Below are 24,290 nucleotides of genomic sequence, written 5' to 3'. Positions count from 1 at the left end.
GCTAAGGCTTCTTTAGCCGAACGCGCGGACGCTTGCCGGACGTTCGATCACCCATAAACATACCAAGGAGGGGACTACTCATGGAGCGATTGTCAGATCACGCAAGAACATCGACGCGAGCGCGGCTGCTTGCGGTTGCAATCGCCGCGGGAGGCATCATGGCGGCAGCGCCGGTCTCCGCGGATGAAGTCAGTCAGGAACGGCTGCTGAACGTTCACAAGGAGCCAGGCAACTGGCTTCACCATCATCAGAATTACTCGGCTCACCGGTTCTCCAGTCTGAAGGAGATCAACCGCGATAACGTGAACAAGCTAAAGGTCGCCTGGACCATGCACCTCGGTGGCATCGAGGGTGGCGGCATCTGGAGCCATGGCGGGCTGGAAGGCACGCCCATTGCCGAGAACGGCTTTCTCTACGTCACCGATGGATGGGGTTCGGTCTACAAGATCGATGCCCATGATGGCCGTGGCGTGCTGGTCTGGAAGATGGATCCGAAGACAGACCGTGACTGGGCTGGTGCCGTGGCCTGCTGCGGCGTCGACAATCGGGGCGTCGCGCTATGGGGTGATCTTGTCATTTCCCACACGCTTGACGGCCGGCTGATCGCGACCAACAAGGAAACCGGCCAGGTCGCCTGGCAGCGTACTGTCGCCGATCCGGACAAGGGCGAAGTGATCACCGGCGCGCCGTTGATCGTCAAGAACATGGCGATCACCGGCGTTGCCGGCGCGGAGTACGGCATCCGTGGCTGGATCGCCGCGACCGACCTCACCACCGAGAAGGAGGTTTGGCGCACCCACACAATTTCGGGCAAGGGCGAGCCGGGCAGCGACACCTGGAAGGACAGCAACAACGCGGCCGCCTCCGGCGGCGGTTCGACCTGGGTTACCGGCAGCTACGATCCCGCCACCGACACTATCATCTGGGGCGTCGGTAATCCCGGGCCTGACTGGGACAGCGCCTATCGGCCCGGCGACAACCTCTACACCGACAGCTCGTTGGCCCTTGATGCCTCGACCGGCAAGATCAAATGGCATTACCAGCACACGCCGAACGATCCGTATGACTACGACAGCGTGGCAGAGAACGTGCTAGTCGACATCCCCGGACCGAGTGGCCCGCGGAAGCTCGCGCTCGAAGCGGACCGCAACGGCTTCGCCTACGCCATCGATCGCACCACCGGCAAGTTCGTGTGGGGTCTGCCGTTCGTCAAAAAGGTCACTTGGACCAAGGGACTCGACCCGGAGACCGGCAAGCCGATTGAGTATGATCCGAACAAGCCCGTGCAGACCTACGTCGCATCCGTAACGCCGAGCCGCACCAACATGGAGACCGACATCTGCCCCGGCAACATGGGCGGCAAGAATTGGCCGCCGACGGCCTATAATCCCGACCTGAAGCTTTGGTACATCCCGGTGATCGAGAGCTGCAATCGCGTCAAGGTCGAGGTGACGACGCCGGAAAAACTGAAGCCGCGCGAGTTCTGGACCGGCGGCGGCACGAGCCAGCCGTTCAGGATCACCGGCAGCGTGACTGCGATCGATGTGACTACCGGCAAGATCGCCGGAAAGATGGAAACGCCGTTCCCCAATTTGGGCGGTATCCTTGCGACTCCCGACCTCGTCTTCAGTGGTCAGCCGTCCGGCGAGGTGATGGCGCTTGACGCAAAGTCCTTGAAGAAACTTTGGGAGTTCAACACGGGCGGCGGCGTCAACGCACCGCCAATGACCTTTACGGTCGATGGCAAGCAGTACATCGCCATTCTGGTCGGCCTGGGCGGCGCCTGGGACAAATGGTTCATCGATTCGACGCGCGAGCTGAAGAAGATACAGCCGGGATCGATGCTCTATGTGTTCGCGCTCTGACGCGCCCGCAAAGGAGGGTCCGTAACGGGGACCCTCTACCACTTTCGAAAAGAGACGTGATGATGGCTTTCAAGGCATCTCCGGCGGCGGCGAGTATCCTGCTCGTGAGCGTCGTCGCGCTGAATCTTCTGATGCCAGACCTCGCCCATGGTCAGTCGACGCAAGCACCAGTGTTGGACCCGACCAGTGCCGGTAAGGCGGTATTCAGCAAGGCCAATTGCATGGGCTGCCACAAATGGCACGGCGATGGCGGTGGCGGCTATGGCGGTGATGCGCTGTCGCTGCGCAAGACCGAGCTCACCAAGGAGCAGATCATCGAGACCGTGACCTGCGGCCGACCCGGGACCGGCATGCCGTTCTTCGTGCGAGGCGCCTATGACACCACTAAGTGCTACGGCATGACGCGGCAGGATCTCGGTGAACGCATGCCGCCCGAGGGCAGCACGTTTCTGCGACCGAACGACATCGCAGCGGTTGCTGACTATGTGATCGCCCACGTTAAGGGCGCGGGTGAGCCGACCTACGGGCAATGTACGACCTTCTTTGGAAACACCTCGCGCGTATGTGACATTTACAAGGCGGGTGCCGCATCATCCAGCAAGACCGTGATTGAGGGCTCGAAATGAAATCGGCACGTCGCACCCTGATGTCGGTTGGAATCTTTCTTGTCATTGGGATGCAAGCAGCTGTCGCGCAGGTCAAGCCCGAATATGATGTTCGCGATATCACCGTTGGCAGACCCATTAGCATAGCATCGGACGCCGGCTACGCGAATCTGAGTTGCGCCAGGGATAAGGCCAAGCTGCCAGCTTGGTCCGCGTGGCATGAGTGCGCGGCCGAGCCCGATGCGGTACGAGCAATTCGCTTCGAGTTCGATCGTGAGACCAGCCGGGAAGGCACGATAATTGCGGGTCATCCCGTGCTTTTGACCGTCTTCATTGACAATAAGGGCGTCGTGTCGGGCCTCGATATCGAAACCGATCCGAATGCAAGACTGTATGCTCGGAAGAAGGCCTTTCTACTCGCCGCGCAGGTCAGGTCTCGTTACGGCAGCGAAGGGTGGACATGTACCGAAGGGAAGGCGCAAGCCGACGAGCAACCGGTCGGCGGTGTTTTCATCAACGAGACATGCAGAAAGGCGCTGCCCGAGCGGTTGCTCACCGTCGAGCGCAACTTGTTCAGGCGAGCCGGCCGGGACGTCAGGGACTTCATTGATCGGACCTATGTTCGGATTACCCGTAAGGTGCAATAGGGCTCCTCTGCCGAGCCGGTACATTGTGGTTTCCCAGATCTTCAACTTGCGTCATTCGGGCTTGGAGAGTTGCCGAGGATGCAAGAGGGCGTGTGCTCGATGCGCAGGCCAAGCTCAGCCTCTCCAGGAAAAAGAGATGAAGTGGAACGCGCCAAAGATCGTAGAACTGCCGGTCGGCATGGAAATCAATATGTACGCCTGTGCCAGCCGCGCTCGGTATTCCCGACGGTAAACTTCGTTTGAGGTATTTCGCCTGTTGCCTGATCGGCCCGGTGCAGGTCAGCGGCGGACGGGTACCGTAACCTTGCGAGTTGGAGCAGCTTTGCGACGCTGTCAGCTCGTTTTCACTGGAATGTAGTCAGTTCAATCGCCTCGAATTCGTCCCGCAAGGAGGTTTTTGGCAAATGGCAAAGTTAAACATCAACGGCAGAGATCTCTCCGTGGATGCGGCACACGATACGCCGCTGCTCTGGGTCATCCGCGAGCAATTGCAGATGACCGGTACGAAGTTCGGTTGCGGCGCAGGTCTCTGCGGCGCCTGCACGGTTCACGTCAACGGTGAAGCCGTCCGTTCCTGCCAGACCATGGTCAGCGACGCCGTCGGCAAGAAGATCACAACTATCGAAGGGCTCTCCGCCAAGGGCGATCATCCGCTGCAGAAGGCGTGGATCGCCGAGCAGGTGCCGCAATGCGGCTACTGCCAGTCCGGCCAGATCATGCAGGCGGCAGCGCTGCTCTCCAAGAATTCCAATCCGACCAGGGACGAAGTGATCGCGCATATGGACGGCAATCTGTGCCGTTGCATGACCTATTCGCGCATTCAGAAGGCGATCATGCGCGCCGCATCCGAAATGCGCACTGCCTCCAACGCCAGCACCGAGCGGAGGGCCACATGAATAAGCACGTGAACCCCACCGAACGCGCATCTACCGATCTCAGCCGCCGCTCGTTCCTGGTCGGCTCGGCCGCCACCGGCCTCGTGCTCGGCTATGCCGCGGTCCCTGGCCTCGAACAGGCATTGGCCGCGCCCTCCAATTTCGAGCCATCGGTTTGGTATTCGATCGCGCCTGACGGCATCGTGACCGTCACCTGCGGCAAGGCCGACATGGGCCAGCACATCGCATCCACCATGGCGCAGATCGTGGCCGAGGAGCTCGGCTCGAACTGGAAGGACATGCGGGTTCAACTCGCCTCCAACGATCCGAAGTTCAACGACCCCGTGCTGGGCGCGCAGATTACCGGCGGAAGCTGGAGCACGATGATGAACTTCGATGCGATGAGCCGCGCGGGCGCCGCGGGGCGGATCGCATTGACGGAAGCGGCAAGCAGCATCATGGGCGTGCCGGCCGGCGAACTAGTGGTGCGCGGCTCGACCGTCTCGCATCCGAAGTCGAAGAAGTCGATTACGTTTGCCGATATCGTCAAGAGCGGGAAAATCACCAAGACCTTCACGCCGGACGAGCTCAAGGCGATCACGCTGAAGACGCCCGACCAGTACGCCATGATCGGTGTCTCGGTGCCGCAGCTCGATATTCCGCCGAAGGTCAACGGCACGGCCAAATACGGCATCGACGTCATGCTGCCGGGCATGGTCTACGGCAAGGTCGTCACCCCACCGGTGCGCTATGGCGCCACGGTAAAATCGGTCGATGATACCGCGGCAAAGAAAGTGCCGGGCTTCATCAAGGCGCTGACGCTCGACGACCAGACCGGCAGCACGACCGGCTGGGTGGTGGCAATCGCCAATACCTATGCCAACGCCCGCAAGGCGGCCGACGCGCTGAAGATCACCTATGACAACGGCCCGAACGCCAAGCTGTCGAGCCAATCGTTGCTCGACGAAGCCAAGCGGCTGCAGGCGCAGGGCGATTCCGGGCAGTTCTTCGTCAAGGACGGCGACACGGCGGCGGCCTTCGGGACCGCGGCCAAGGTGCTGGAGGCCGAATACACCACCAGCATCAACATCCATGCGCCGCTGGAGCCGATGAACGCGACCGCCGAGTTCAAGGGCGACATCCTGCACGTCTATTCCGGCAACCAGTTCGCGACGCGCACCGGGGCGATCGCAGCGGGCGCGGCCGGGATCGATCCAATATTCGTCGTGATGCATCAGATGTGGCTCGGCGGCGGCTTCGGCCGGCGGCTCGATGCCGACATGATGGTGCCCGCGGTGCAGGCGGCGAAGGCCGTCGGCAAGCCGGTCAAGGTGATCTATTCGCGCGAAAACGACATGACCATGGATTATTCGCGTCCGCTGACCTTCCAGAAGGTCAAGGCGGGCCTGGATGGCGACGGCAAGCTGATCGCGCTCAATCACGACGTGGTGTCAGCCTGGCCGACCGCACGGTGGGGAATCCCCGATTTCCTGTCGTCCTCGGTCGACAAGAAAGGACCGCTCGATGCGTTCACGGTGAACGGTGCGGACTTCTTCTATTCCGTACCCAATCACAATGTCCGCGCGATCAAGAACGAGCTGGCGCACAACGCGACGCCATCAGGTCCATTGCGCTCGGTGGCGCCGGGCTGGACGTTCTGGGCGGTCGAAAGCATGATCGACGAGCTCGCGCATGCGGCCGGCCAGGATCCCGCGCAGTACCGCATCGCCTTGCTCGACGGCAAGGGCAAGAACGATGGTGGCGCGCAGCGGCTGCGCAACACGCTGCTGGCGGCAATGGGCATGGCTGGCTACGGCACCACCAAGTTGCCGAAGGGCGAGGGCATGGGCATCGCCTGTGTCTCGTCGCAGGAACGGGCCACCGCAAGCTGGACCGCGTGCGTGGCCCATGTCGCGGTGTCGCCATCCGGTGAGGTCAAGGTCAAGAAATTGACCTTGGCCACCGACGTCGGCATGCAGGTGCATCCCGATAACATCCGCGCCCAAGTCGAAGGCGCGGCGCTGTGGGGCCTTTCGCTCGCCATGCATGAGAAGGCGACGCTGAAGGATGGCGGTATCGAACAGACCAATTTCGATACCTATACGCCGCTGCGGATGAGCCAGACGCCGGAAGTCGCCGTCAACGTCATCGCCAATGGCGAGAAGCCGACCGGCGTCGGCGAGCCGGCGGTGACCGTCATCGCGCCCGCAATCGGCAACGCCATCTTCAACGCCTGCGGCGCGCGCATCCGCTCGTTGCCGATCACGGCGGAAGCCGTGAAGGGCGCGATGAAGGCGTAAGCCCCGGTCACAAGCACCTAACAGGGACGATCCGCCGGGGCCTCCTCCGGCGGATTTTTTGTGAATTGCGCTGTCTGAAGCGCGCAACCGAATCGGCGGGTTAGTTCGGTCCGGAATTCCGAGCATCCCCGCAAATTTCCCCGTGAACAGGGAGTTCGGCTTAGGAGACTGGCTTCGGCCGGCCGCATCTAAAATTCCCATCACAAGCGCGTTACGCAGTAGCTCGCCGAACTGCGAATTTGCGTCGTCAGGCGGTGCCCATGTTGACGAGAATGCAATCGTGCTTTCTGCCTTCACCATTGGTGGCGCAGCACTCTTCCGCCGCAACAGTATCGAAACCGACGAGGATCTTGACGTGATATGACGTCACTACGCTGGCGAGCAGATGGCTACCATGGAAATGCACTCATCTTAGCTTGAGACACATTAAGCCTACGATCGCTCGCTTACGGCATTTTCGTCCACAGCATGCCATCGCACCATACGTGCTCAACCTGTCCCCACTCGCAGGCGGCTGCGGCATCCGGGAAAAACCCACGTCCATGGAGGTTAGCACTCGTATTGCAAAGCAGCGGAATGCCCGTGAGCTTTTCATATTCCACGAGAAGTTCGGCGACCTTGTGCTCAGAGGTCCTGCAAACGGTCTGCAATCGCGCAGATTGGTCGAGATGTACGACAGCAGGGATTTTGTCGCGCCATTCTGCTCGTGTCTGGTGATCGAAAAGCATGTATGGGTCCGGCGTTCCAGGACTGAAAATATCCGGCGCACGATCCTCAAGGCATATCGGCGCCACCGGCCGGAAGTGTTCGCGAAGTTTGATGTCGTTGAGATAATCCTTCATTCGCGGCGAAGTTGCGGCTGCGAGAATGCTTCTGCTACCCAATGCCCGTGGTCCAAGCTCGGCGCGGCCGGCAAGGAAAATCACGGGCTTGTCGCTGGCGAGAATGGTCGCAAGTTCACGCATACTAGACGGCGCGACCTTCCATTCTGGCGGGACATCGCGACGTTGCAGGGCTGGACCACTATAGACCGACCATTCCAAGGGCACGAAGCCTTTGTCCGCCGCTAGTGCGGAGCAAGCGGCGCCGATTGCCGAGCCGCTGTCATTCGGAAAGGGCGGCACCCAGACACCATCGAACAGGCCGCTAGCACGTAGTGCACTGTTCCATTTGATATTGAGACCGCAGCCTCCAGCTATACACAAATTGCGCGGCGGTAAACACGAGTGCCGCTGCAAAGTAGTCGCCATTTCGCGGAGGAGCAGACGTTCAAGAAAACAATGAAACGATGCTAGCACATCTTCCGGTGCCTTGGCCTTCAACAGGAGCGCGCTTGCCTCGAAGAAGTCATGTACAGGCCCAAGCGGGGAGCCCTCGCCACGCGAGGACTTCGCGCTGTAACGATGGACAAGCTCAGTATCGGCCGCAAAGCGCTCTTCATAGAGCTCCTGAAATACTGTGACGATTTCTTCATCAACAGACCCGAGCGCGATGTAGGCCATCAGCTTGCCGGCAACACCAAGGTCCCAGCTGGTGCGGTTCGCCTGCTTATACGGTCCGAAGTGATGGCCCGCGACAGCATAGACTTGGCCGATCATCGGGAACAGGCATCCGAGGAACCGGGCTGCGCGGCGTTCTACATAATATAGACGTGGAAAGGTGCCGCCGTCCCACACCAGGCAGAACGCGGGTTGTCCGGCTTTGGCAAAAGGGCTAGTGCAGTATGCGGATGCCACATGGCCTGTGACGTGCGGATAACTTTTATAAGGGAAGACCGTGTCGTCGAGCATGAGGCCAACGCCGTCGGGCGAAGTGAGAAGGCCTTCGGCATGGCGTTCGAAATACGTTGCCCCTTTTAGAGTGATAGGCGCCGCCCCACTGAGCACGTGGAACTGCGACTCTACGTCCCCCCACCAGCCGTCTATGACGAACTGATCGACATCCCGCGGGGCCAGACCGTGCTCCGCCAAAGCGACAACAACTGCATCGAGATTGTCGATGCGCTGATAACGGGGATTGTTGCTCCGCTTTTCCTGCTCGATACAGAAGACAAGCCGTCCATCCTCGACAAGAGCGATCGCTCCGTCATGCGTCAGCTTGATACCGCAGATGCGCATAGTGTCTCCATAGCTAACGCTCGCAATTCGATTCTTATCGAGTGAATCGGACGCTGAAAGCATGCAAGTAAGCAGTTGAACGAGTCCTCTTGGCACTTCTCGCGCTCGAGCACGATCAAGCTTTCGTCCCGCACATTTTAAGCCCGTCTCCCAGCACGAGATCGATCCCAGGTAACTCGCCCAGCGCAGTGCATGATTTGGGCCAGAGGAATCCCTTGCCGTTTCCCGGCCGAAATTTGCGTTCGCAATCAGCTTGGCGGGTTCCCAACATAGGTACGTGTGTTTTCGGACACACGTGTGTTTTCGGACAGAAGCATGCCTTGCGCCCGCCAACCGGGAAGCGTTCTCCGAGGTAGCCCGCGAGTTGGTTTCTGTCTCGGCTGTCGATTCGACTTGTCAGGTCAGGAGTTGAGGTGCCGCAACATGCCGACCATCCATGCATCGATCATCGAGAGCTGCGGCGTAGAGGCCAAGCAGGCAAGGAATGTGGCTTTGCTTTGCCGTTAGCTTGGCATCGGGTGGTTTGACCGTCGCTTCTCGAACGGACGGTTGTCATCAACCCGAACAGTTGCCCGCCGACCTAAAGCGGCTGATGGAGTTGGTGGTCACGCGATATGTTTGGGGAAGGCAGTTGAGTGCAGAGTAGATTCAAGACCAGGTAGCGTCTGCACTCGACGATGGCCGTCGTCATCTTGTCACGGTGAGCAAAGGAAAGGGCGGACCACTCGAGATCGGCTTTAAGCCCGAACTTGGGGAGCGCCTTTGTTGAAGCGGCCGAGAACGCTCCGAGCAATTGGCCGAGCATGCTACGTCGCGGCCAGATCGCCCCGCGCGAGCTAACCAAGACCGACGCAGCGGCCTGTTGCGGCTGCTCCGACGACGCGTTCGACACGTGGGTCAAGAAGGGTATAGGGCCCGCGCGATCCGCGGTACTCCGCGCTGGAACCAAAGCCATTGACGTGTGGCTGGATCGCGCTTCCGGCATCACAGGCGCGGCGGCTGAGACGGGTGATCCGCTGGCAGAGCTTCACGCGCTCGGCGGGGCAGGGCACTCACTGAAAAACGTGTCGCAACCGCTTAGCTCAACCCCGTGCCGCCGCATAATAGACCGCAGATGGTCGTACTGCTCTCGTGCCCTGAATTGCGTGCATAATCATAATCGCCTGACCATCGATGACGGTCGGAATGCGAGACTTCCAGATTGTTTCCCACGGCTCCAAAGTCGCTTCGTTTCTGAGCTGCCGCAAGGTCTTGAACGCAGTGCTTCGAAAGGCGTGCTATATCGATTCCATTCTCCAGAAGTTGGGCTTCCAAATACAGGCGGCTGGTCCACCTAACCGGAAGCGCAAGCCCGAACAGCCCCAGGATGAAGTCTAGCATTTGGCATAAGTATCTGAATACGTGTTGTATCTTCCGTGCTTCACGCCGCGAATGTACCCCGCGATACACCAGCTCTTTCCATTTCCCGCTCTATGAATTCGTTCGCAATCAACCGCGCCTTCACGGCTTCGCGCGCGTCCCCGCCGCAAGCTGCGTTTGCCTGATCGGCAGCCGCATCTAATATCGCCGCGTCCGATAGCAGATTGCGCAAGCACCTTGGGCTGAGATTGCTCATACTGATTGTGACCGTCCGCAGAGTGAAGAACGGACTGTTACAGATTGGCTTCAAACGTTGTGCTCACGCCTTCAATAAGCGGGCGTTCCGAGCTGAGCGCAAAGATGAGTTCCCTATTGACCGAATCTTAACTTGTTCTTAATTTGTTCTCAATACGCAGGACGGCTGCGCGTCGACGACGCTGTGAATACGGGGGTGGCGCGTCTTTCGTCGGCCGGTGGCATCAGCGTATGGTCGCCCGATGTCCAAGGAACTTTTAAACCCGCAGAAAGCGTTCATTTTCCGTATTTGCCATAAGAGCAACGTCGAGAAGGTCTTGAGCGATGGCGGGTGTATGTGCGCGAACGATGCCAATAACTCGAAGTACGTTGAGATCGGCAACCAAGAGCTGATCTCAAAGCGCAAGGCGCACCCGGTGCCGTGCGGGCCGGGTGGAACCCTTGGCGATTACGTGCCGTTCTATTTCACGCCGTTCAGCCCGATGCTTTACAACATCAAGACCGGGTACAACGGTATTCCGAAGAGACCCATCGAGGACATGGTAATCTTGGTTACGTCACTTCACTATCTCGAGGAGAAGAGTGTTCCGTTCGTCTTCACTGACAGACATGCATACCTGAAGCTGGCTCAGTTCTCGAATGATCTAAGTGACCTAAGTTGGATCATTTGGTCGGTCTTGCAGGAGAAGAACTTCAAGAAAGACGACATGGACAAGTTCGAGAAATACCAGGCGGAAGCTTTGGCATAAGAAATTGCCGCTGAGTGCGCTGATGGGCATCGCTTGCTTCAATGACGCGGTAAAGACCGAAGTTGAGCAGTTGTGCGATTCGAAAGGTCTAAAGTTGCAGATAGTCGCTCGCCCTAATTGGTTCCTTTGATACATGATCCGCTTTACACAAGACGCCGAGGCTCTCGTCAACACCGTCAACACGGTGGGCGTTATGGGCAAGGGCGTCGCTTTGATGTTTAAGGAAGCGTACCCCGAAAACTTCGACGCGTACGAAGCGGCGTGTCGGTCGGATGAAGTTCAGATCGGCAAAATGTTTGTCACCGAACGGCGGGAGATGTTCGGACCCAAATGGATTGTGAACTTCCCCACGAAAGCTCATTGGCGTTTCCCGTCAAGAATTGAGTGGATCGTCCAGGGCTTGGAAGACCTAAAGCGTGTCATCAAGGAAACAGGCATCAAATCAGTTGCTCTGCCGCCTTTGGGCGCGGGCAATGGTGGATTGGCTTGGAAAGATGTCCGACCGAAGATCGAAGCCGCGCTCGGTGAGCTAAACGATGTAGATGTGATCGTATATGAGCCGACAGCGAAGTACCAAAATGTGGCGAAGAGAACGGTCATGGAGAAGCTAACCGCGACCCGCGCGCTCATCGCTGAGTTGGTTCGGCGATATTCGATCCTAGGATTCGACTGCACGCTTCTCGAAATACAGAAGCTTGCTTACTTCCTAAAGCGGGATGGGGTTAGTCTGAATCGATTTGGGATTCCCAAATCAGTGTGTTTCTGATTCACCATGCTGACTGGATTGGAGGCCAGCATGGATGGGCAAGCCGTACTCTCTGGATCTTCGCAAGCGCGTGGTGGCGGCCATTGAGAGCGGGATGTCCCGCAATCAGGCCGCCAAGCAGTTTGGGGTGGCGATCAGCACAGCCATCGGTTGGATGAAGCGGGTCGATGAGACCGGCAGCGTTGAGCCTGGCCAGATCGGCGGCTACAAGCCGAAGGCAATTTCGGGCGAGCACGCGGTCTGGCTGTCACAACGGATCAAGGACGGCGATTTCACTATACGGGGGCTCGTTGCCGAGCTGGCCGGTCGTGGCCTGAAGGTCGACTACCACTCGGTGTGGGACTTCGTGCATGCCGCGAAGCTCAGCTTCAAAAAAAAGCGTGGCGGCTGGCGAACGCGATCGTCCCGAGGTGGCGCGGCGGCGAGCCCAGTGGGCAAAGTATCAAGGTCGCGTCGAAGCTGAGCGGCTGGTCTTCATCGACGAGACCTGGACCAGGACCGATATGGCCCCCTTGCGGGGATGGGCGCCGCGCGGACACCGACTTCACGCCAAAGTTCCTCACGGCCGCTGGAAGACCATGACCTTCCTGGCGGCCCTGCGCCATGACCGGATCGATGCGCCATGGTTCATCGAGGGGCCGATCGATGGCGTGAGCTTCCGCACCTATATCGAGAAGGTTCTCCTGCCGACCCTTCAGCCCGGCGACATCGTCGTCCTGGATAACCTCGGCAGCCACAGGAGCAAGTCGGTTCGCCAGCTCATCCGTTCGGTCGGCGCCAAACTCTTCTTCCTGCCAAAATACTCGCCCGACCTGAACCCGATCGAGCAGGTCTTTGCCAAGCTAAAGCACTTGGTTCGTAAAGCTGCCGCGCGAACCGTCGAGGCCGTCTGTACCGCAGTCGGCCACGCACTCGACGCCTTCACTTCAGAAGAATGTGCCAACTACCTCAAAAATTCAGGCTATCGAACCTAATGCCATCACGCTCTAGAGCGCTTTGTCGTGAAGTTGAATCTCGACAATCAGATGAACTTCAAGTTCGCCGCGAACAAGTTTGGACCGTATTCCGAGAATCTCAAGCACCTTTTGAACGGGCTCGATGGAAGCTACTTGCATTGCGACAAGCGCTTGGGCGACGCAGGCCCCTTTGACGTTGTCCATTTCGATGACTCAAAGAAGGACAAGATTGCCGCTTATCTTACGTCTCCCGATGTTAAGGCGTTTCGTTCCGCGCTTGAGAAGACCTCCGATCTAATCGATGGATTCGAATCGCCTTTGGGAATGGAGCTTCTTGCGACAGTTGATTGGCTCGTCAATGAAACTGCCGTCCAACCGAACGTGCGTGCGATCCGCGAGCGGCTCGCGAGTTGGCCCGGGGGAAAGACGGCGGGTGAACGAAAACTGAGACTGTTTGAAGATCGTACAATTGAGATTGCACTGTCATCGCTTGCGGACGTCGGGTTAATACCCGCTCCGACCAAGTAAGCGCGTCCTTCTCTCGATTGAAGTGCTTTTCGACGACTGGGGTCATCCAATTTGTCGCCCCAATCATCCATCGAAGACTTGGGGCCGAAGTTTCCGCGTCGCGAAGAATTCAAACTTATGATAGAGGTGATTACTAGGCGGAATTGCGCTGGGGCACGCCGATCCACGTGGCATTGAAGCGACACAACGTTCGCGAATCCAACCCGAAACGCAAAAGCCGCATTGAGCCAGCGCAAGCTTTCAATGTGAGGATCGCCAATGAGAACAGTCTGGATTTATGTCGATACATGCAAGCAGGTCGGCGACGCAGATCATCTTAGGGTGTTTGCGACGTGCGAGGTCGCTGATGCTTGGCTAGAAGAATACGATCGGGGAGGCGTCGTATTTGAATACCCGGTGATCATCGGCAAGGTTCGTACACCGAGCCCGTGATCTCCAGAGGGCGTTGAGTTTGGAATAATCGGCCCGGCTGAGATCCCTCTTGTCTGATTGCGATTGCTGGCACAAGGGTTCGTTCAGCTCGTTACCGACAGCCTGCGAGGCTCGCTCTTGTCTACGAGGTCGACGTTTATAGCCGCCTCAGGATGGTAGTCCGAAGATCGGGAGCTGCTATCTATTAGGCGCGTGCTACAAAGCGCAGAGGTTACGGCGCAGTCATCCCGACCTCGTCCTCGCAGGACGTCGTGCCGCCTTTTCGGCGGATCCGCTGAATTGCTAGTCGATTAGGCGATCGCCTCCTCGCGGGTCCATTGGAACTCGCTTCCATCTGCCCAGATCCGATGCATCACGATCGCTAATTTTCGCGCGACCGCCACGACTGCGCGGCGAAGACCGCGTCGCTTGGCCACCCTTACACCCCAGGCTTTCAATGCAGACCAGCGCTGGGTGCGGGTTAGAAGTGCAAGCGCTGCCTGATAAAGTATGGTCCTGAGCATCACATCGCCGCACCTCGAAATAGCTCCATTCCGATCGGTTTCCCCGGATGCGTATTTGCGTGGCGTGAGGCCGAGATGCGCGCCAACGTCGCGGGAGCGTTGAAAGCGAACTGGGTCATCAATGGTCGTTAGGAAAGTGATTGCCATCAGCGCTCCTACGCCTGGTATCGTCATGAGCCGCTGACACGTCGGTTCGCGGCGCACTATTTCAAGTACCATCCTGTGTAGGACGCCGTACTGTTCGCGCAGCGCGGCTCGAGCCACAAGCATTGGGCGTAGCATCACCGCGAGCCGTGGATGGCCATCAGTGAGTTCATTGGTTTGCTGCTCAAACACCGCTTGAGATATGCGACCAGACAGCTTTAATCCGAAAACGCGTAAGACGCCGCGAATTTCGTTCTCGATATCGATCTGCTTGATCAAAAGCGTCTTGCGATTGTTCAGAAGCATTCGCAGCTCCTGGCTCACATCACCCTTGATATGAACAACGGTGTACCAGCCGACCCGCATTACCTGTGCAATGGCGCGGGCGTCGTTTCGATCGGTCTTAACCGGCATTGTCTTAGTTACCCCACGCAGTCTTCGTGGATCGATGCAGACTGCATGTAGACCGGCAGCACGTAATTCGCTGTATAGCCAACTAGCGAGACCACCAATCTCAATCCCGATCTTAGTAATGTGCAATCCGCTTTCGTTGAGCCAGGCGACAATGGCCTCCGGCTCAGAAAGTGCTTTTGCCCTCGCGAATGACGACGCCATTCTCGTCCACAACACAGATAGCCGTCTCCTTTAGCGAAACATCCAGACCAACATAGTGCTTCATATTCGCGCTCCTGCTGCCGCCGGCTCACCGGCTTCCCTTCCAGGCTGAGCCCTTAGAGCGGCAACCGCAATCACCCCATCTATTCGATCACGACCAACCAAGAAGCCATTCGCCCACTGTTCCGTGTGATCAACCGCTATGTCGGCAACCTGCCACGGATGCCCGGCATATTCCCAGACTATCCTGCGCCCGTGGTGCGCAACATCGGCAACTAGCGCGAGCTGACGATGATGCGCAGGGAATGCCGCCACTACCGCGCACTGGCGGTCCGCCGGTCACGAACATCCGCAACTTGTCGTCGCCGCACTGGCGCATGTGGCTCAAACCGGTGAACAGATGCATGATCTTCTCGTGCTCGTGTTAGGTCGCTCCATCACCGGCACCCGCCGCATTTCCCGGGACGCATTATAGAGTGGGCGCCTCCGCTCGGCAGTGGCTGGGCGGGCAGCTTGGCCTTGCGCCCGTGCCTATTAACGACCAGAGAGAGGGCTATGGCGCTGCTCAGCGTCTGAGAGCTCGAGAGATCGAAAAACAAAAAACGTCCAACTGTGCCTCGTCCAGGCATGGCATCGGAACGGACACAGCACGTACCTGTGGCGATAAATCTGGCGGCTCTTTTTTGGCCTTCGCGGTCCGGCTATAGGCCTTTGATCTGATTGGTGGGCCTTCTTGGATACGTATCGAATTTTATGCTTCGCACCAACCGTAGAAGCTCGGGAAATTTTCGAGCAAATCAGGAGGGGCGGCGCCGTTGCATTGGAGGGAATCTAAGCTGCGGCGCTTCCTCGGGGCAACTCCACGCAGTATGGAACAGCGCATTGGCGGGCAAGGCCAATCACGCTCCGAAGAATGAACATGGCATTCCTGGGTTGAGGAACTCGAGTGGATCTTCCGGGCCAAGAACATATTCCGGCCACTTGTTAGCAATGCGTTAGGCTTTTCCCTTGCTGTCAATGTGAGCGTGTGACCTCGTTTCGGGCGACATCTAGATAACACTGCACCACTGGGCGTATTCCGCCAAGAGAGTGATCGGATTAGCTTGGGATTCCATATAGTCAAAGAGCAGCTCGACACTATTGCCAGATTGTACAAACAGTGGCCGCCGCTCCTCAAAATAAACGACCTCGATGGGCTCTCGGACGGGATCAACATTGCCGTGCAATGCGAAATTCCGGCGATTGATGATCGTCATGAACTCCGCATAGCCCGGAACGCTCTTATCGACAGCCCTGGCAAATCCATCGCAATTTACGCTGAGAAATTCCAAACGCTCTGGAATAGTGGTTCTCAGAAAAGCGTTATATGCGCGTTCGTCGTCCCGAATGGCACTCCTACAGAATGTGAGAATAAGCATGTTGATGTAGGCTTCTGCCAAGACCGGCATCAATAACCGCAGCTTCAGACAGTCGCCAAAAAGCTTTTCGATCCGTCGAGATTGCTCATCAAATGACTTTCGAGATGCGTCCAGGCTTTCCTTCGAATTGTCTGGATAGACCGTCTTAACGGGAGCCGGACAATCTACGATGTCGGCATGCAGATCAGCGCATAGGTTCGCAATTGCGGCGTACTTGTTCTGAAAAAGAATGTATTTCTCGAAACTCTTTAGAATTGCAGATTTTTCTTTGGCGACGCGGCGGAAATCCGATTTAATTGCGTTGATGAGCTCTTTCCATTCCTCATCGGATAGTTTCTCAGAGACGAGTAAGTGAATCTCGCGAAGGTGTCCGCAAATGTATACGTCTTCGTTGCCTGCCTTAAGGTGGAAATCCCAGTGAACAATATTGTCGCTATCGTCTTTGCGCAGCAAGTTCTGAAAGCCGTTCGGCTTCCCAAAACGGGCTCTAAGATAAGCGTAAACGTCAACCGGCTTCAATTTTGTGCGGACGGCTAGTATTTCTCTCGCACATTTGCCGGGCGACTTGCTTGCCTTCAGGAACTCGGCCGCCTCAGCCGGAGTGCTGGTGCGCCACGTTTCTACATTTGTACAAGCAGGCACGGCTTTAATCCCGACGTGCGAGTGCAATCCGCAAGCGTCTGGCGCGATCTTGAAAGGCTCTTTCACCACCCTCAAGGATATCGCAGACGAGCTTGCGAATTGGTGTTTCGTCCAACCCGCCGCTCCGATAGGTGATCGGTGGCAGTCCATCGGCGGTATATGGACCTACCTCGGCGACGATGATCTGATCGGCATCGGTGTTGATCACAAGGTTGGCATTGTGTGTGACCATGATCACTTGGCGCTTGCGCTTCGCGGCCTGAAACAGAGGGACGAGCTCCGCGTAGATCGATTGGGGATCCAAGTTTTCTTCCGGTTGGTCAATGATCAGCGGCCTATCATCGCTATCGTCCAGGGCGAGGTACAGTAAGACAAGCACGATACCACGCGTGCCGGGGGACAGCTTTTGGATGTCGATTCCATCATATTCGATTCCATATTCGATCGAGATGTGGTCGGTGCCATAAAGCCATTGTGCAAATCGGCGGCTCCATGGCCGGTAGTTCGCTGCGTCGGTGCGAGGATAGGGAGCGTTCTCAAGCAAAGCTGAGGCATGCTTTGCGCGGAATGCGTTCATCGCTTCGGTGATGGTCTTCGAGTCTCCAGTTTCCCATGCTTCGGCAAGCATGTCGTGAGCCTCGCGGGTTAGAGAACCGACGCCCTTAAAAGGACCACCGCGTTTATCGAAAAGCTCCTCTCCCTTTGCTGCCCACGAGTCAACGTCAACTATTCTTGTGACGTTGAAGGAGAGTTTTGCCAAGGTTCCGCCGGCGAGGGCGAGCCGTGCCATTAGGGGCGCATAGAGTTCGCGCAGCACCGTTTCCTCGCCCACGATGGCATCGAACACGCGCATGTAGCCCTGTTCGCGAGCCTTCACGAGTTCTTCAGCTCGCGCTTTCGCTCCCTCGCAATCTACGAGCCGCTCCTGCAATTTGGTCAGCGCGGCAGTTTCCTCGTTGATGCGCTTCGTAACCGCAGCCAGCCGATCTCCCGTAAGTTTGTCGGCGGCAACGAGTTTGCTCAATCGATCTATCTCGGCTTCCAGTACCGCCAATGATGTGTTCTTAAGGTCGGCATTGTCGGCGAGAAAAGCGCCATCGGGTTGAATCGCGGCCTGAGGCGCTTTCCCTTTCCATGAGGCTGCGCTGTCGATTGCGGCCTTCGCCTTTGCTGCCAAAATGGTATCAACGTCGCCTTGAAAGCGGAGTAGAAAATTTTGCCAATCGGCGGCAGTCATGGCCTGGAGAGGGTGTCGCTCTTGCATTGCGCGCAAAGTTGCGGGTGCGCGATTCTGACGTAAATCCTTTACTTCAGTTGTGATGGCTGTGACGATATTTTGTGCCATCGAAAAGTAGCGAATATTGCTTCGCACAGTTTCCGCTGCTTCGATGAGTTGTTGAAGACGTTCGCCGGCTTTGTTTTCCTTTTTGGGAAGTAACTTTTTTCGGTCTGATCGGTATTGCGCGATTATTGTCTTTTTGTCGTCGATTTGTTTGGTCAGTGCCGCGACTTGCCGAGTTTTTTCCATTTCTTGACCGATCCGGTCCGAAATCTCGGCAAGCGCTGCTGTCTCGAGATCGCGGGTATCACGATGATTTCCGCCCCTCATGTAGAGAAACTCTTCAAAATCAGCTGCCCCATCGCGTTCGAGACTGGGATGAGCCTCGAAGATGACGCGCTCAATTTCCCTGATTAGCTCCGGCATTCCTTCGTTCGAGCAGAGATCCTCGACAAATTGCTGCGACAAGTAACGTGCGCGTGGATAGGAATCGGACGGCTGGTCATCGGGCTCGGCCAGCGAGCGCTCAATCAGGGCAGTATCGCCCTTCCATTTTAGGAGAACGCTCTCGAATTCTAGATGCTCACGGGCCCTCGCAAGGAAGGATGGTCTGACTTCCGATTCCGTGTAAGCGTCGGCGCCGGCGGCAATGATATCGACCAGGGCTGTCTTTCCTGATCCGCGTGGACCGATTACGGCAATCAGGCCTGGGTTGAGTGGTATTTTTGGCGTCCTGATCCAGGAAGCGTTCTCAACGACAACCTCGTTAATGATTTGGGACTCAAGAGCCGGCGATGGCGGTTCAGCTCCTACAAAGGCCCTCTCGGGGTCAATGCAGGTCTGGCGCAAAGCGTCAAATGTCGGCGCGCCTTTGATCCAGCAAAAGCGATCTTCGTCGGGCTTTCCGATGCGTGCCAGTTCGTGCGCATCGCAACCCCATAAACAGGGTTTGAGACCGTCATATCGATCTCTGAGTTGATCTTCGTTCAGTGCGCCGCGGCCGAGCCAAAAATCGCGCTGTTTGGCGCTACCTGCAAATATCGCGTGGGCAGCTTTTTCAATTTCCTGCCGCAGGTGGTATCGGCTCCTTCGCGCACACCTGATGTGCCATCCGCGTTGCCGGCAACTGCAATGAGGATATTCTCTTTCGCCCAAGGCATTCCATTGTAGGCGCGGATCAGATTTTCCCTCGATACCTTGAATTGAGTGCAGCCGTGCGCAAGCGCCGCTTCATCATTGGTCAGGTTCGGTTTTGCTTTGCGCCCAAGACGCATGAGTTCGGTCGGCGTGCATGCAAATTCATCATCGAACGCCTGGAAAATAAGACGGGAAAGAAACCGATTCAGTTCGACGAGGTGATCCGGTGCTTCTGGGCTTACCAACAGATGGATGTTGACAAAATTTCCCTTCACGGTGCCCGTGTTCAACCGAAGCTCGATGTTGGGAAATAACAATTCGCAATTCTTCAGGCGGCCCTTATCTTTTTCTGCCCGGATGCGCTCGTAGGATCGGGTAACGCAGTAGTCGGTTACGCCTATGGCGCACAAAGCCGGTGAAACTGCTTCAAGCGCGTCCAAATATTGCGACCAGCCCCCGGGGGGATACTGATCGGCCAGAACCGTACCCGGCGCATGAATATGTGGCTCCCAACGGTGCCATTCGGATCCGCGATTCAAAGTGCTTCCCCCAAATTCGATGAATTTCAGCCGTAAGTTGTAGCTTGACAAGAGGACTGGGGTCCAGTTGAAAGTCTCCTTGAGTTGTGTAAATTGTAAAAACATCAATGCGTTATCTCAGACTAGGATGCAAATCCTTGCGTGTTGCCTTGACAGTTGCAATGTTTTGTATCATTTGAGTTCCATGAGAAAGCAACCGCAACGCCAGGAGGATAGGGCGATCTCGCTTCTCCAAAAGCGGGGCATGATGCGGCTTTCCGAATTCATCGAAGAAGGAATTACGTCGGCCACCGTTTCGCGGATGGAGCAAAAGGGCGCGCTCAATCAACTTAGTCGCGGCCTTTACCAGCTACCTGACGCGCCACTGGAAGCTAACCATTCGCTCGCCGTTGCTGCCAAGCTCGTTCCAAAGGGCGTCATCTGTTACGACTCCGCGCTCGCCTTTCATGAGCTGACGGACCGCATCCCTCCCTATGTATGGATGGCGATCGGTCCGCGCGACTGGCGGCCCAAGATTACACGGCCCCACATTCAGATCATGCGCTTCGGCCCGAAGGAATTCGACAAGGGCATTGAGCGTCACATGATCGAAGGCGTCTCGGTACCGATCTATACATCGGCCAAGACGATCGTTGATCTCTTCAAGAGTGGTCAGCGCCAAAAAGCCTTCTACAACGCATCCACAGGCCTTGCGCACGCCACGCAAGCGATGAAAGACGCGCTCAGGATGCGCAAGGCGACGCCTTCAGAAATCGCAAAATACGCGGTCGAGGCTGGCATTTGGGAAAAAATCGTTCAGCCGCGGCTTGAGACGCTGACCATCAATGCGTAAGCCGCTGAAGAATGTCGGAGCTTCTGTCCGAGCGCGCCTGCTCAATCTCTCGAAGGAGCGCAACGAGCCGTTCGAGCTCCTACTCACGCAGTATGCGCTTGAGCGATTGCTCTCCCGGACATACGAATTCAAAGATGACCGGCTCGCGCGCGCAATACGCGCTACATTTGACCGCAGGAAGACTCAGATTCCGACTGAGCAGCCAGATGCTCTCAGCGAAGCGTTCGCGAACGATCCGACTAAGATCCAACAATGGACTGCCTTTATCCAGGACGTCGCGATCGATCCCGGTCCTCTAAATGGCGTCGTCGAGACGCTTGCGACTTTCCTGATGCCTCACGCGGAAACGGCGCGAAACCTGAAAGGCTAGGACCTGCAATGGTCGGTCGGACCAAAACCGTCGGTATCGACGGTAAGCCCCTCAAGACCGCGCTTCATCACTGGTGGCCCCGAGGTCTTTCCGAACTCTGGAAGGACAAGGAAGGTAAGGTCACGCGCATCTCGTGGGAAGGTAAGACGCTGCGGGCACCGCCAAAGCAATTCGGTGCGATTACCAACGGTCACCACGTCAAGCTAAATGGTCCGTGGGCAGGAACGATCGAGCCGCTCTTTGATGATGCCGACAGCGCCTTGCCATCGCTCGCTGCGAAATTGGAGCGCCTATCGTACGCCGATGTCAAAGACAATGCCGCGATCGACAAGCGGATTACATCGCATGACATAAGCTGCGATGATCGCAAGATGCTCGGCGAAGGACTGGCTTCCTTGCTGGTCCGCTGTCCTGCAAATCGAAGCCAGCTACATCTCACGACCGAACGAATTTGGGGGCGGACCGGCGAGCAGGTCGGAAAGCACGACGACACGCTCATCGCCTTGAATATCAATCAACATTATCAGCAAATCGTGCAGTGCCTAGAGCGCGGCGGTAAGATAGTTCTCCTCCGCTCGGGCGAGCGCGAATTCATCATGGGCGAAGGCTATCTGAACACCCTGGCGGGCTATACCACTGAATTGCAGTATCGCTGTCTCGTGCCGCTCACGCCGACTTTGGCAGTGCTTGCCTTCGCTTCCAACAGGTACTGGACCAACCCGCCAATCTGTACCCTCGGCCTCACTGCCGCCGAGGTTAATATTGTGAACGACGTGACCCAAATTTATTCGCGCGATTATATCTTCTATCGAAACGAGGCGCCAAAGCTAATTAACGCGTTTACAGCTCGCGAATTTCGTATCCTTGAATATCATCGATTCGCGTGGCTCGATAGCGTGATACAAACTGTTGCGAGCTTTGCCCAGGAACGAAACATCTTATGATGGATCTCCATGAAGGTTGTCGATTCAATCGTCAACGGCTCTGAAGAAGCCGTTCTACATGAATTGCAGAAGATCGCGTCTGACAATGCCCTGCGGGTATTCACCAAATTCCGCCTATCCGACCTCATCCAGAAGGGCGGAACGCATCTGACAAACCGCGAATTTGATTTCTATACCCGGAGCCATTGCGATTTTGTCGTTGCGGACGACGAAACCAGACCGCTGCTGGCGGTCGAGTATGACGGGCCACTTCATCAATCGAGCGCCGAGCAGATTGAGCGGGATGAGATCAAGAATGAATTGTGCCGACGGGCCGGATTAGGATTGCTTCGGATCAACGATAATTATGTCACGAAGATCTATCGAGGCATGACCGTCCTGCGCTGGATCATCGAAGTCACTAAGCTCGAGAAGGCCTTCAATGCCGCGCAGGAGGAAGGGCCAATTGCATGGGACGAATCCTTTGACCCCGCATTTCTCGAGCCCGCAGGCTCCGGCGGCGCTTTCCCTATTGGCTTGGTGCCGCCGCAAACCAATCCTTCCATAAGTTCTTCGATACGCTTGATCGCCGAATCCCAATGGGCCTCAATGGCGTGCTGGGACAGGACAAGAACGGTGCGGCGCGCAGACTTTCGTGTCTTTACTTCGGCAATCACATCCTTTGGACGACCAGCGGCATTCGAAAGCAAGACCTGGAATTTCCAGATTACGATCTATTGGACGAGATCAATACGTGCGAACTCGGGATGCTCTTGGCGGTTTCGGCGAGGGGCGGTCAGGGCATCCACCGTCGAAGAATTTCGACCGATCTTCGAGCGATTTTGCGAGCGCTACAATGCGCACCCGTCTTACTCTATGGGTGCATTCCCATTCGAGGCACATTGAGATTTTGCTAATGGATGGAAGATGAGCTAGCCCGGTCGTTCCGATGGTCCGTCGAATGGACACCGCCGTTATCGTGGGAACGGCGGTTAGCAGGTCCACCAAATCGGATAGACGCGCGGCGCGGGTGGGTTCAAAGCTGATCGAATAGAGAGTTCCCCGATCTGCCGCGCCGCCTCTCCCGCGATGTACTGTGTACCCATGACAATGTTCCCCACCGCCATGCGATCGGGCTGCTCTGGAGAATAGCGGTTCTCAACGTATGGAGGCAGCCGCTGGATGGTCCGTAGCACCCGGTCAAGTTCGAACGCCTGGCTTGCCGTGCTGAAGGCTTTGGCGGCCGAAGCCAGATCGTGCCAATGCTTGCGGCGCTCCTTTTCGTCAACTCGCGGCCACGGACGTCGCTACGAGAAAATCCAGCTGTTCCGGATTTTCAACATCGAACACGACGATGACGTGATCCGCAAGTTTATCAACGAGTCGTACCACATCGAGAATGAGTACGTGATGCAGCTCAACCCGCATAAGTTTGAGAGCATCCCCGAGTACATCATTGATGAAGCGTTCGCATGCTGCCGCCCATCCAATAGACTTTGACCAGTATTACATTCAGGTTCGCATGCAGGAATTGATGATACTCCTGGAGAGCGCGACGGCCGCAATTGAATCGCGCTTTATGAAGCTGCCGATCCATGGTGCGGCACTAATCCGAGAAGGTTGAAAACCGACAGGCCTATCAGGCCATGCTGCGAGGTCCGGGGCAGGGGCTTGGCCGAACGGCCTGCCGTCGTCGGAGGATCCCGATCAGATTTGACCAGGTTCGTGAGGTGATAGCCGCCTGGGCGGAGTTCGTACGCACTGCGCCTGGAGAATTTAAGCCGCTGATAGGTGAGCGCCAATTTAGGGACGACAAAAAGGTAATGCCACTGGAGGCTGCGGATTTTCATGCGGGATGGCTTCGAGGAATGAACACCGCCGTCGAATCAAGGAAAACCGTTCCAATCCTGCCTTGATCCAAGGGACAAAATATCCGCAGAGAAATATAATTTTTATGGAGTGATGGCACGCGGTGGAAGCGGTTTCGGAGAGTTTTTGGCTTCAAACCCACTACATACTCCTTCTGCGAGAGTATAGATTTGGACGCCCAGTGTCGGCTTCATTTGCCAGCATGGCCCTTGTGAGTTTTGGATGGCTGCAATCTTGCGAATTCGAATGCCTTTTCGCTCTCTCAACCCATCCGAGCGGTTGGATTCGTGGGCAGTCTTGTCCAACTGTGCCTGACGAAGCATGGCAATTAGCAGACGGTGTTGCGCGAAGTCATGCCGTTTGATGCGGCTCGTGACACGCCGAGATATTTGTGCAGCGCAACGTCATATTGCTCGATTCTGTGGTCCCGCTTCCAAGTACATCTCGTGTAAAAGTACAAGAAATATGGAAAGGCGTCCTAACGCGGAAAATGGCAGATCGCCATACTTCTCCCTAACCGGGGTCAACCGTCGGGTTATAGAAATGCTAGGGGAAGACGCCGTGA

Annotated in this window: 19 protein-coding genes and 3 pseudogenes; 17 read left to right on the top strand and 5 right to left on the bottom strand. The window is 56.9% G+C overall.

Annotated features, from left to right (window positions below; all coding sequences use genetic code 11):
- Positions 1 to 89 precede the first annotated feature (89 nt).
- From QA643_RS26765 to QA643_RS26740, 6 genes are all read left to right on the top strand, one after another.
- On the top strand, positions 90 to 1,865 hold the full coding sequence (locus QA643_RS26765; RefSeq protein WP_283034942.1) for a PQQ-dependent dehydrogenase, methanol/ethanol family: 1,776 nt from the start codon (positions 90 to 92) through the stop codon (positions 1,863 to 1,865).
- 131 nt (positions 1,866 to 1,996) lie between these two features.
- Positions 1,997 to 2,491 carry a c-type cytochrome gene (locus tag QA643_RS26760; RefSeq protein WP_283034941.1) on the top strand — a complete coding sequence of 165 codons (495 nt, stop codon included), beginning with the start codon at positions 1,997 to 1,999 and terminating at the stop codon, positions 2,489 to 2,491.
- Positions 2,488 to 3,117: a hypothetical protein gene (locus QA643_RS26755; RefSeq protein ID WP_283028753.1), complete on the top strand. Its 630-nt coding sequence runs from the start codon at positions 2,488 to 2,490 to the stop codon at positions 3,115 to 3,117. Before QA643_RS26760 ends, QA643_RS26755 begins: the two co-directional genes overlap by 4 nt.
- A gap of 136 nt (positions 3,118 to 3,253) precedes the next feature.
- Positions 3,254 to 3,349 carry a pyrroloquinoline quinone precursor peptide PqqA gene (pqqA, locus tag QA643_RS26750; protein WP_283028752.1) on the top strand — a complete coding sequence of 32 codons (96 nt, stop codon included), beginning with the start codon at positions 3,254 to 3,256 and terminating at the stop codon, positions 3,347 to 3,349.
- A gap of 172 nt (positions 3,350 to 3,521) precedes the next feature.
- Positions 3,522 to 4,013 carry a (2Fe-2S)-binding protein gene (locus tag QA643_RS26745; protein WP_283028751.1) on the top strand — a complete coding sequence of 164 codons (492 nt, stop codon included), beginning with the start codon at positions 3,522 to 3,524 and terminating at the stop codon, positions 4,011 to 4,013.
- On the top strand, positions 4,010 to 6,292 hold the full coding sequence (locus tag QA643_RS26740) for a molybdopterin cofactor-binding domain-containing protein (protein WP_283028750.1): 2,283 nt from the start codon (positions 4,010 to 4,012) through the stop codon (positions 6,290 to 6,292). Before QA643_RS26745 ends, QA643_RS26740 begins: the two co-directional genes overlap by 4 nt.
- A gap of 247 nt (positions 6,293 to 6,539) precedes the next feature.
- Here QA643_RS26740 and QA643_RS26735 read toward each other — a convergent pair whose 3' ends face one another.
- Complete coding sequence (locus QA643_RS26735) at positions 6,540 to 6,698, bottom strand: hypothetical protein (protein WP_283028749.1); 159 nt, start codon at positions 6,696 to 6,698, stop codon at positions 6,540 to 6,542.
- A gap of 40 nt (positions 6,699 to 6,738) precedes the next feature.
- Complete coding sequence (gene nodU, locus QA643_RS26730; protein ID WP_283028748.1) at positions 6,739 to 8,409, bottom strand: nodulation protein NodU; 1,671 nt, start codon at positions 8,407 to 8,409, stop codon at positions 6,739 to 6,741.
- Between the two features lie 1,856 nt (positions 8,410 to 10,265).
- Between nodU and QA643_RS26725 the strand changes: the two genes are divergently transcribed.
- From QA643_RS26725 to QA643_RS26705, 5 genes are all read left to right on the top strand, one after another.
- The gene (locus tag QA643_RS26725) at positions 10,266 to 10,772 is read left to right on the top strand and encodes a DUF4433 domain-containing protein (RefSeq protein ID WP_283028747.1); all 507 of its coding nucleotides are present in this window, start codon (positions 10,266 to 10,268) and stop codon (positions 10,770 to 10,772) included.
- 22 nt (positions 10,773 to 10,794) lie between these two features.
- Entirely contained in the window at positions 10,795 to 10,902 is a 108-nt protein-coding gene (locus tag QA643_RS26720) for a hypothetical protein (RefSeq protein WP_283034940.1), read from the top strand.
- Between the two features lie 3 nt (positions 10,903 to 10,905).
- A complete protein-coding gene (locus tag QA643_RS26715; RefSeq protein WP_283028746.1) occupies positions 10,906 to 11,538 on the top strand; it encodes a macro domain-containing protein in 633 nt (210 codons plus the stop codon).
- A gap of 34 nt (positions 11,539 to 11,572) precedes the next feature.
- A protein-coding gene (locus QA643_RS26710; protein ID WP_283028744.1) for an IS630 family transposase occupies positions 11,573 to 12,512 on the top strand; the annotation gives its coding sequence in 2 pieces (ribosomal slippage) (positions 11,573 to 11,919 and positions 11,918 to 12,512; 942 coding nt in all).
- A gap of 27 nt (positions 12,513 to 12,539) precedes the next feature.
- Complete coding sequence (locus QA643_RS26705) at positions 12,540 to 13,022, top strand: hypothetical protein (protein ID WP_283028743.1); 483 nt, start codon at positions 12,540 to 12,542, stop codon at positions 13,020 to 13,022.
- Between the two features lie 722 nt (positions 13,023 to 13,744).
- Here QA643_RS26705 and QA643_RS26700 read toward each other — a convergent pair.
- Positions 13,745 to 14,780: pseudogene (locus QA643_RS26700) on the bottom strand (IS110 family transposase).
- Between the two features lie 77 nt (positions 14,781 to 14,857).
- Between QA643_RS26700 and QA643_RS26695 the strand changes: the two are divergent.
- A pseudogene (locus tag QA643_RS26695) lies at positions 14,858 to 15,126 on the top strand (SOS response-associated peptidase); the annotation flags it as partial.
- 639 nt (positions 15,127 to 15,765) lie between these two features.
- Here QA643_RS26695 and QA643_RS26690 read toward each other — a convergent pair.
- Positions 15,766 to 16,776, bottom strand: coding sequence for a hypothetical protein (locus tag QA643_RS26690; RefSeq protein ID WP_283028742.1), 1,011 nt, complete (start codon positions 16,774 to 16,776; stop codon positions 15,766 to 15,768).
- A gap of 4 nt (positions 16,777 to 16,780) precedes the next feature.
- Positions 16,781 to 19,731 (bottom strand): annotated as a pseudogene (locus QA643_RS26685) (TrlF family AAA-like ATPase).
- Between the two features lie 244 nt (positions 19,732 to 19,975).
- Between QA643_RS26685 and QA643_RS26675 the strand changes: the two are divergent.
- The 5 genes from QA643_RS26675 (at position 19,976) to QA643_RS26655 (ending at position 23,356) form a co-directional block, all read left to right on the top strand.
- Positions 19,976 to 20,563, top strand: a complete 588-nt coding sequence (locus tag QA643_RS26675) for a transcriptional regulator (RefSeq protein ID WP_283028740.1) — start codon at positions 19,976 to 19,978, stop codon at positions 20,561 to 20,563.
- Positions 20,556 to 20,933, top strand: a complete 378-nt coding sequence (locus tag QA643_RS26670) for a hypothetical protein (protein ID WP_283028739.1) — start codon at positions 20,556 to 20,558, stop codon at positions 20,931 to 20,933. Before QA643_RS26675 ends, QA643_RS26670 begins: the two co-directional genes overlap by 8 nt.
- 8 nt (positions 20,934 to 20,941) lie before the next feature.
- A complete protein-coding gene (locus tag QA643_RS26665; protein ID WP_283028738.1) occupies positions 20,942 to 21,877 on the top strand; it encodes a hypothetical protein in 936 nt (311 codons plus the stop codon).
- A gap of 9 nt (positions 21,878 to 21,886) precedes the next feature.
- A complete protein-coding gene (locus QA643_RS26660; protein WP_283028737.1) occupies positions 21,887 to 22,762 on the top strand; it encodes a DUF2726 domain-containing protein in 876 nt (291 codons plus the stop codon).
- A gap of 276 nt (positions 22,763 to 23,038) precedes the next feature.
- On the top strand, positions 23,039 to 23,356 hold the full coding sequence (locus QA643_RS26655) for a hypothetical protein (RefSeq protein ID WP_283028736.1): 318 nt from the start codon (positions 23,039 to 23,041) through the stop codon (positions 23,354 to 23,356).
- Positions 23,357 to 24,290 lie beyond the last annotated feature (934 nt).

It is taken from the genome of Bradyrhizobium sp. CB3481 (assembly GCF_029714305.1).
Taxonomy (GTDB): domain Bacteria; phylum Pseudomonadota; class Alphaproteobacteria; order Rhizobiales; family Xanthobacteraceae; genus Bradyrhizobium.
The sequence above is the reverse complement of the archived record's forward strand: the minus strand, read 5'-3'. Positions and strand labels throughout refer to the sequence as shown.

Bases quoted from the DNA above. Each gene is read 5' to 3' on its own strand.
- QA643_RS26760 (WP_283034941.1), top strand. From the start codon at position 1,997: ATGCCAGACCTCGCCCATGGTCAGTCGACGCAAGCACCAGTGTTGGAC.
- QA643_RS26755 (WP_283028753.1), top strand. From the start codon at position 2,488: ATGAAATCGGCACGTCGCACCCTGATGTCGGTTGGAATCTTTCTTGTC.
- pqqA (WP_283028752.1), top strand. From the start codon at position 3,254: ATGAAGTGGAACGCGCCAAAGATCGTAGAACTGCCGGTCGGCATGGAA.
- QA643_RS26745 (WP_283028751.1), top strand. From the start codon at position 3,522: ATGGCAAAGTTAAACATCAACGGCAGAGATCTCTCCGTGGATGCGGCA.
- QA643_RS26740 (WP_283028750.1), top strand. From the start codon at position 4,010: ATGAATAAGCACGTGAACCCCACCGAACGCGCATCTACCGATCTCAGC.
- nodU (WP_283028748.1), bottom strand. From the start codon at position 8,409: ATGCGCATCTGCGGTATCAAGCTGACGCATGACGGAGCGATCGCTCTT.
- QA643_RS26725 (WP_283028747.1), top strand. From the start codon at position 10,266: ATGTCCAAGGAACTTTTAAACCCGCAGAAAGCGTTCATTTTCCGTATT.
- QA643_RS26720 (WP_283034940.1), top strand. From the start codon at position 10,795: ATGGGCATCGCTTGCTTCAATGACGCGGTAAAGACCGAAGTTGAGCAG.
- QA643_RS26715 (WP_283028746.1), top strand. From the start codon at position 10,906: ATGATCCGCTTTACACAAGACGCCGAGGCTCTCGTCAACACCGTCAAC.
- QA643_RS26675 (WP_283028740.1), top strand. From the start codon at position 19,976: ATGATGCGGCTTTCCGAATTCATCGAAGAAGGAATTACGTCGGCCACC.
- QA643_RS26670 (WP_283028739.1), top strand. From the start codon at position 20,556: ATGCGTAAGCCGCTGAAGAATGTCGGAGCTTCTGTCCGAGCGCGCCTG.
- QA643_RS26665 (WP_283028738.1), top strand. From the start codon at position 20,942: ATGGTCGGTCGGACCAAAACCGTCGGTATCGACGGTAAGCCCCTCAAG.
- QA643_RS26660 (WP_283028737.1), top strand. From the start codon at position 21,887: ATGAAGGTTGTCGATTCAATCGTCAACGGCTCTGAAGAAGCCGTTCTA.
- QA643_RS26655 (WP_283028736.1), top strand. From the start codon at position 23,039: ATGGTCCGTAGCACCCGGTCAAGTTCGAACGCCTGGCTTGCCGTGCTG.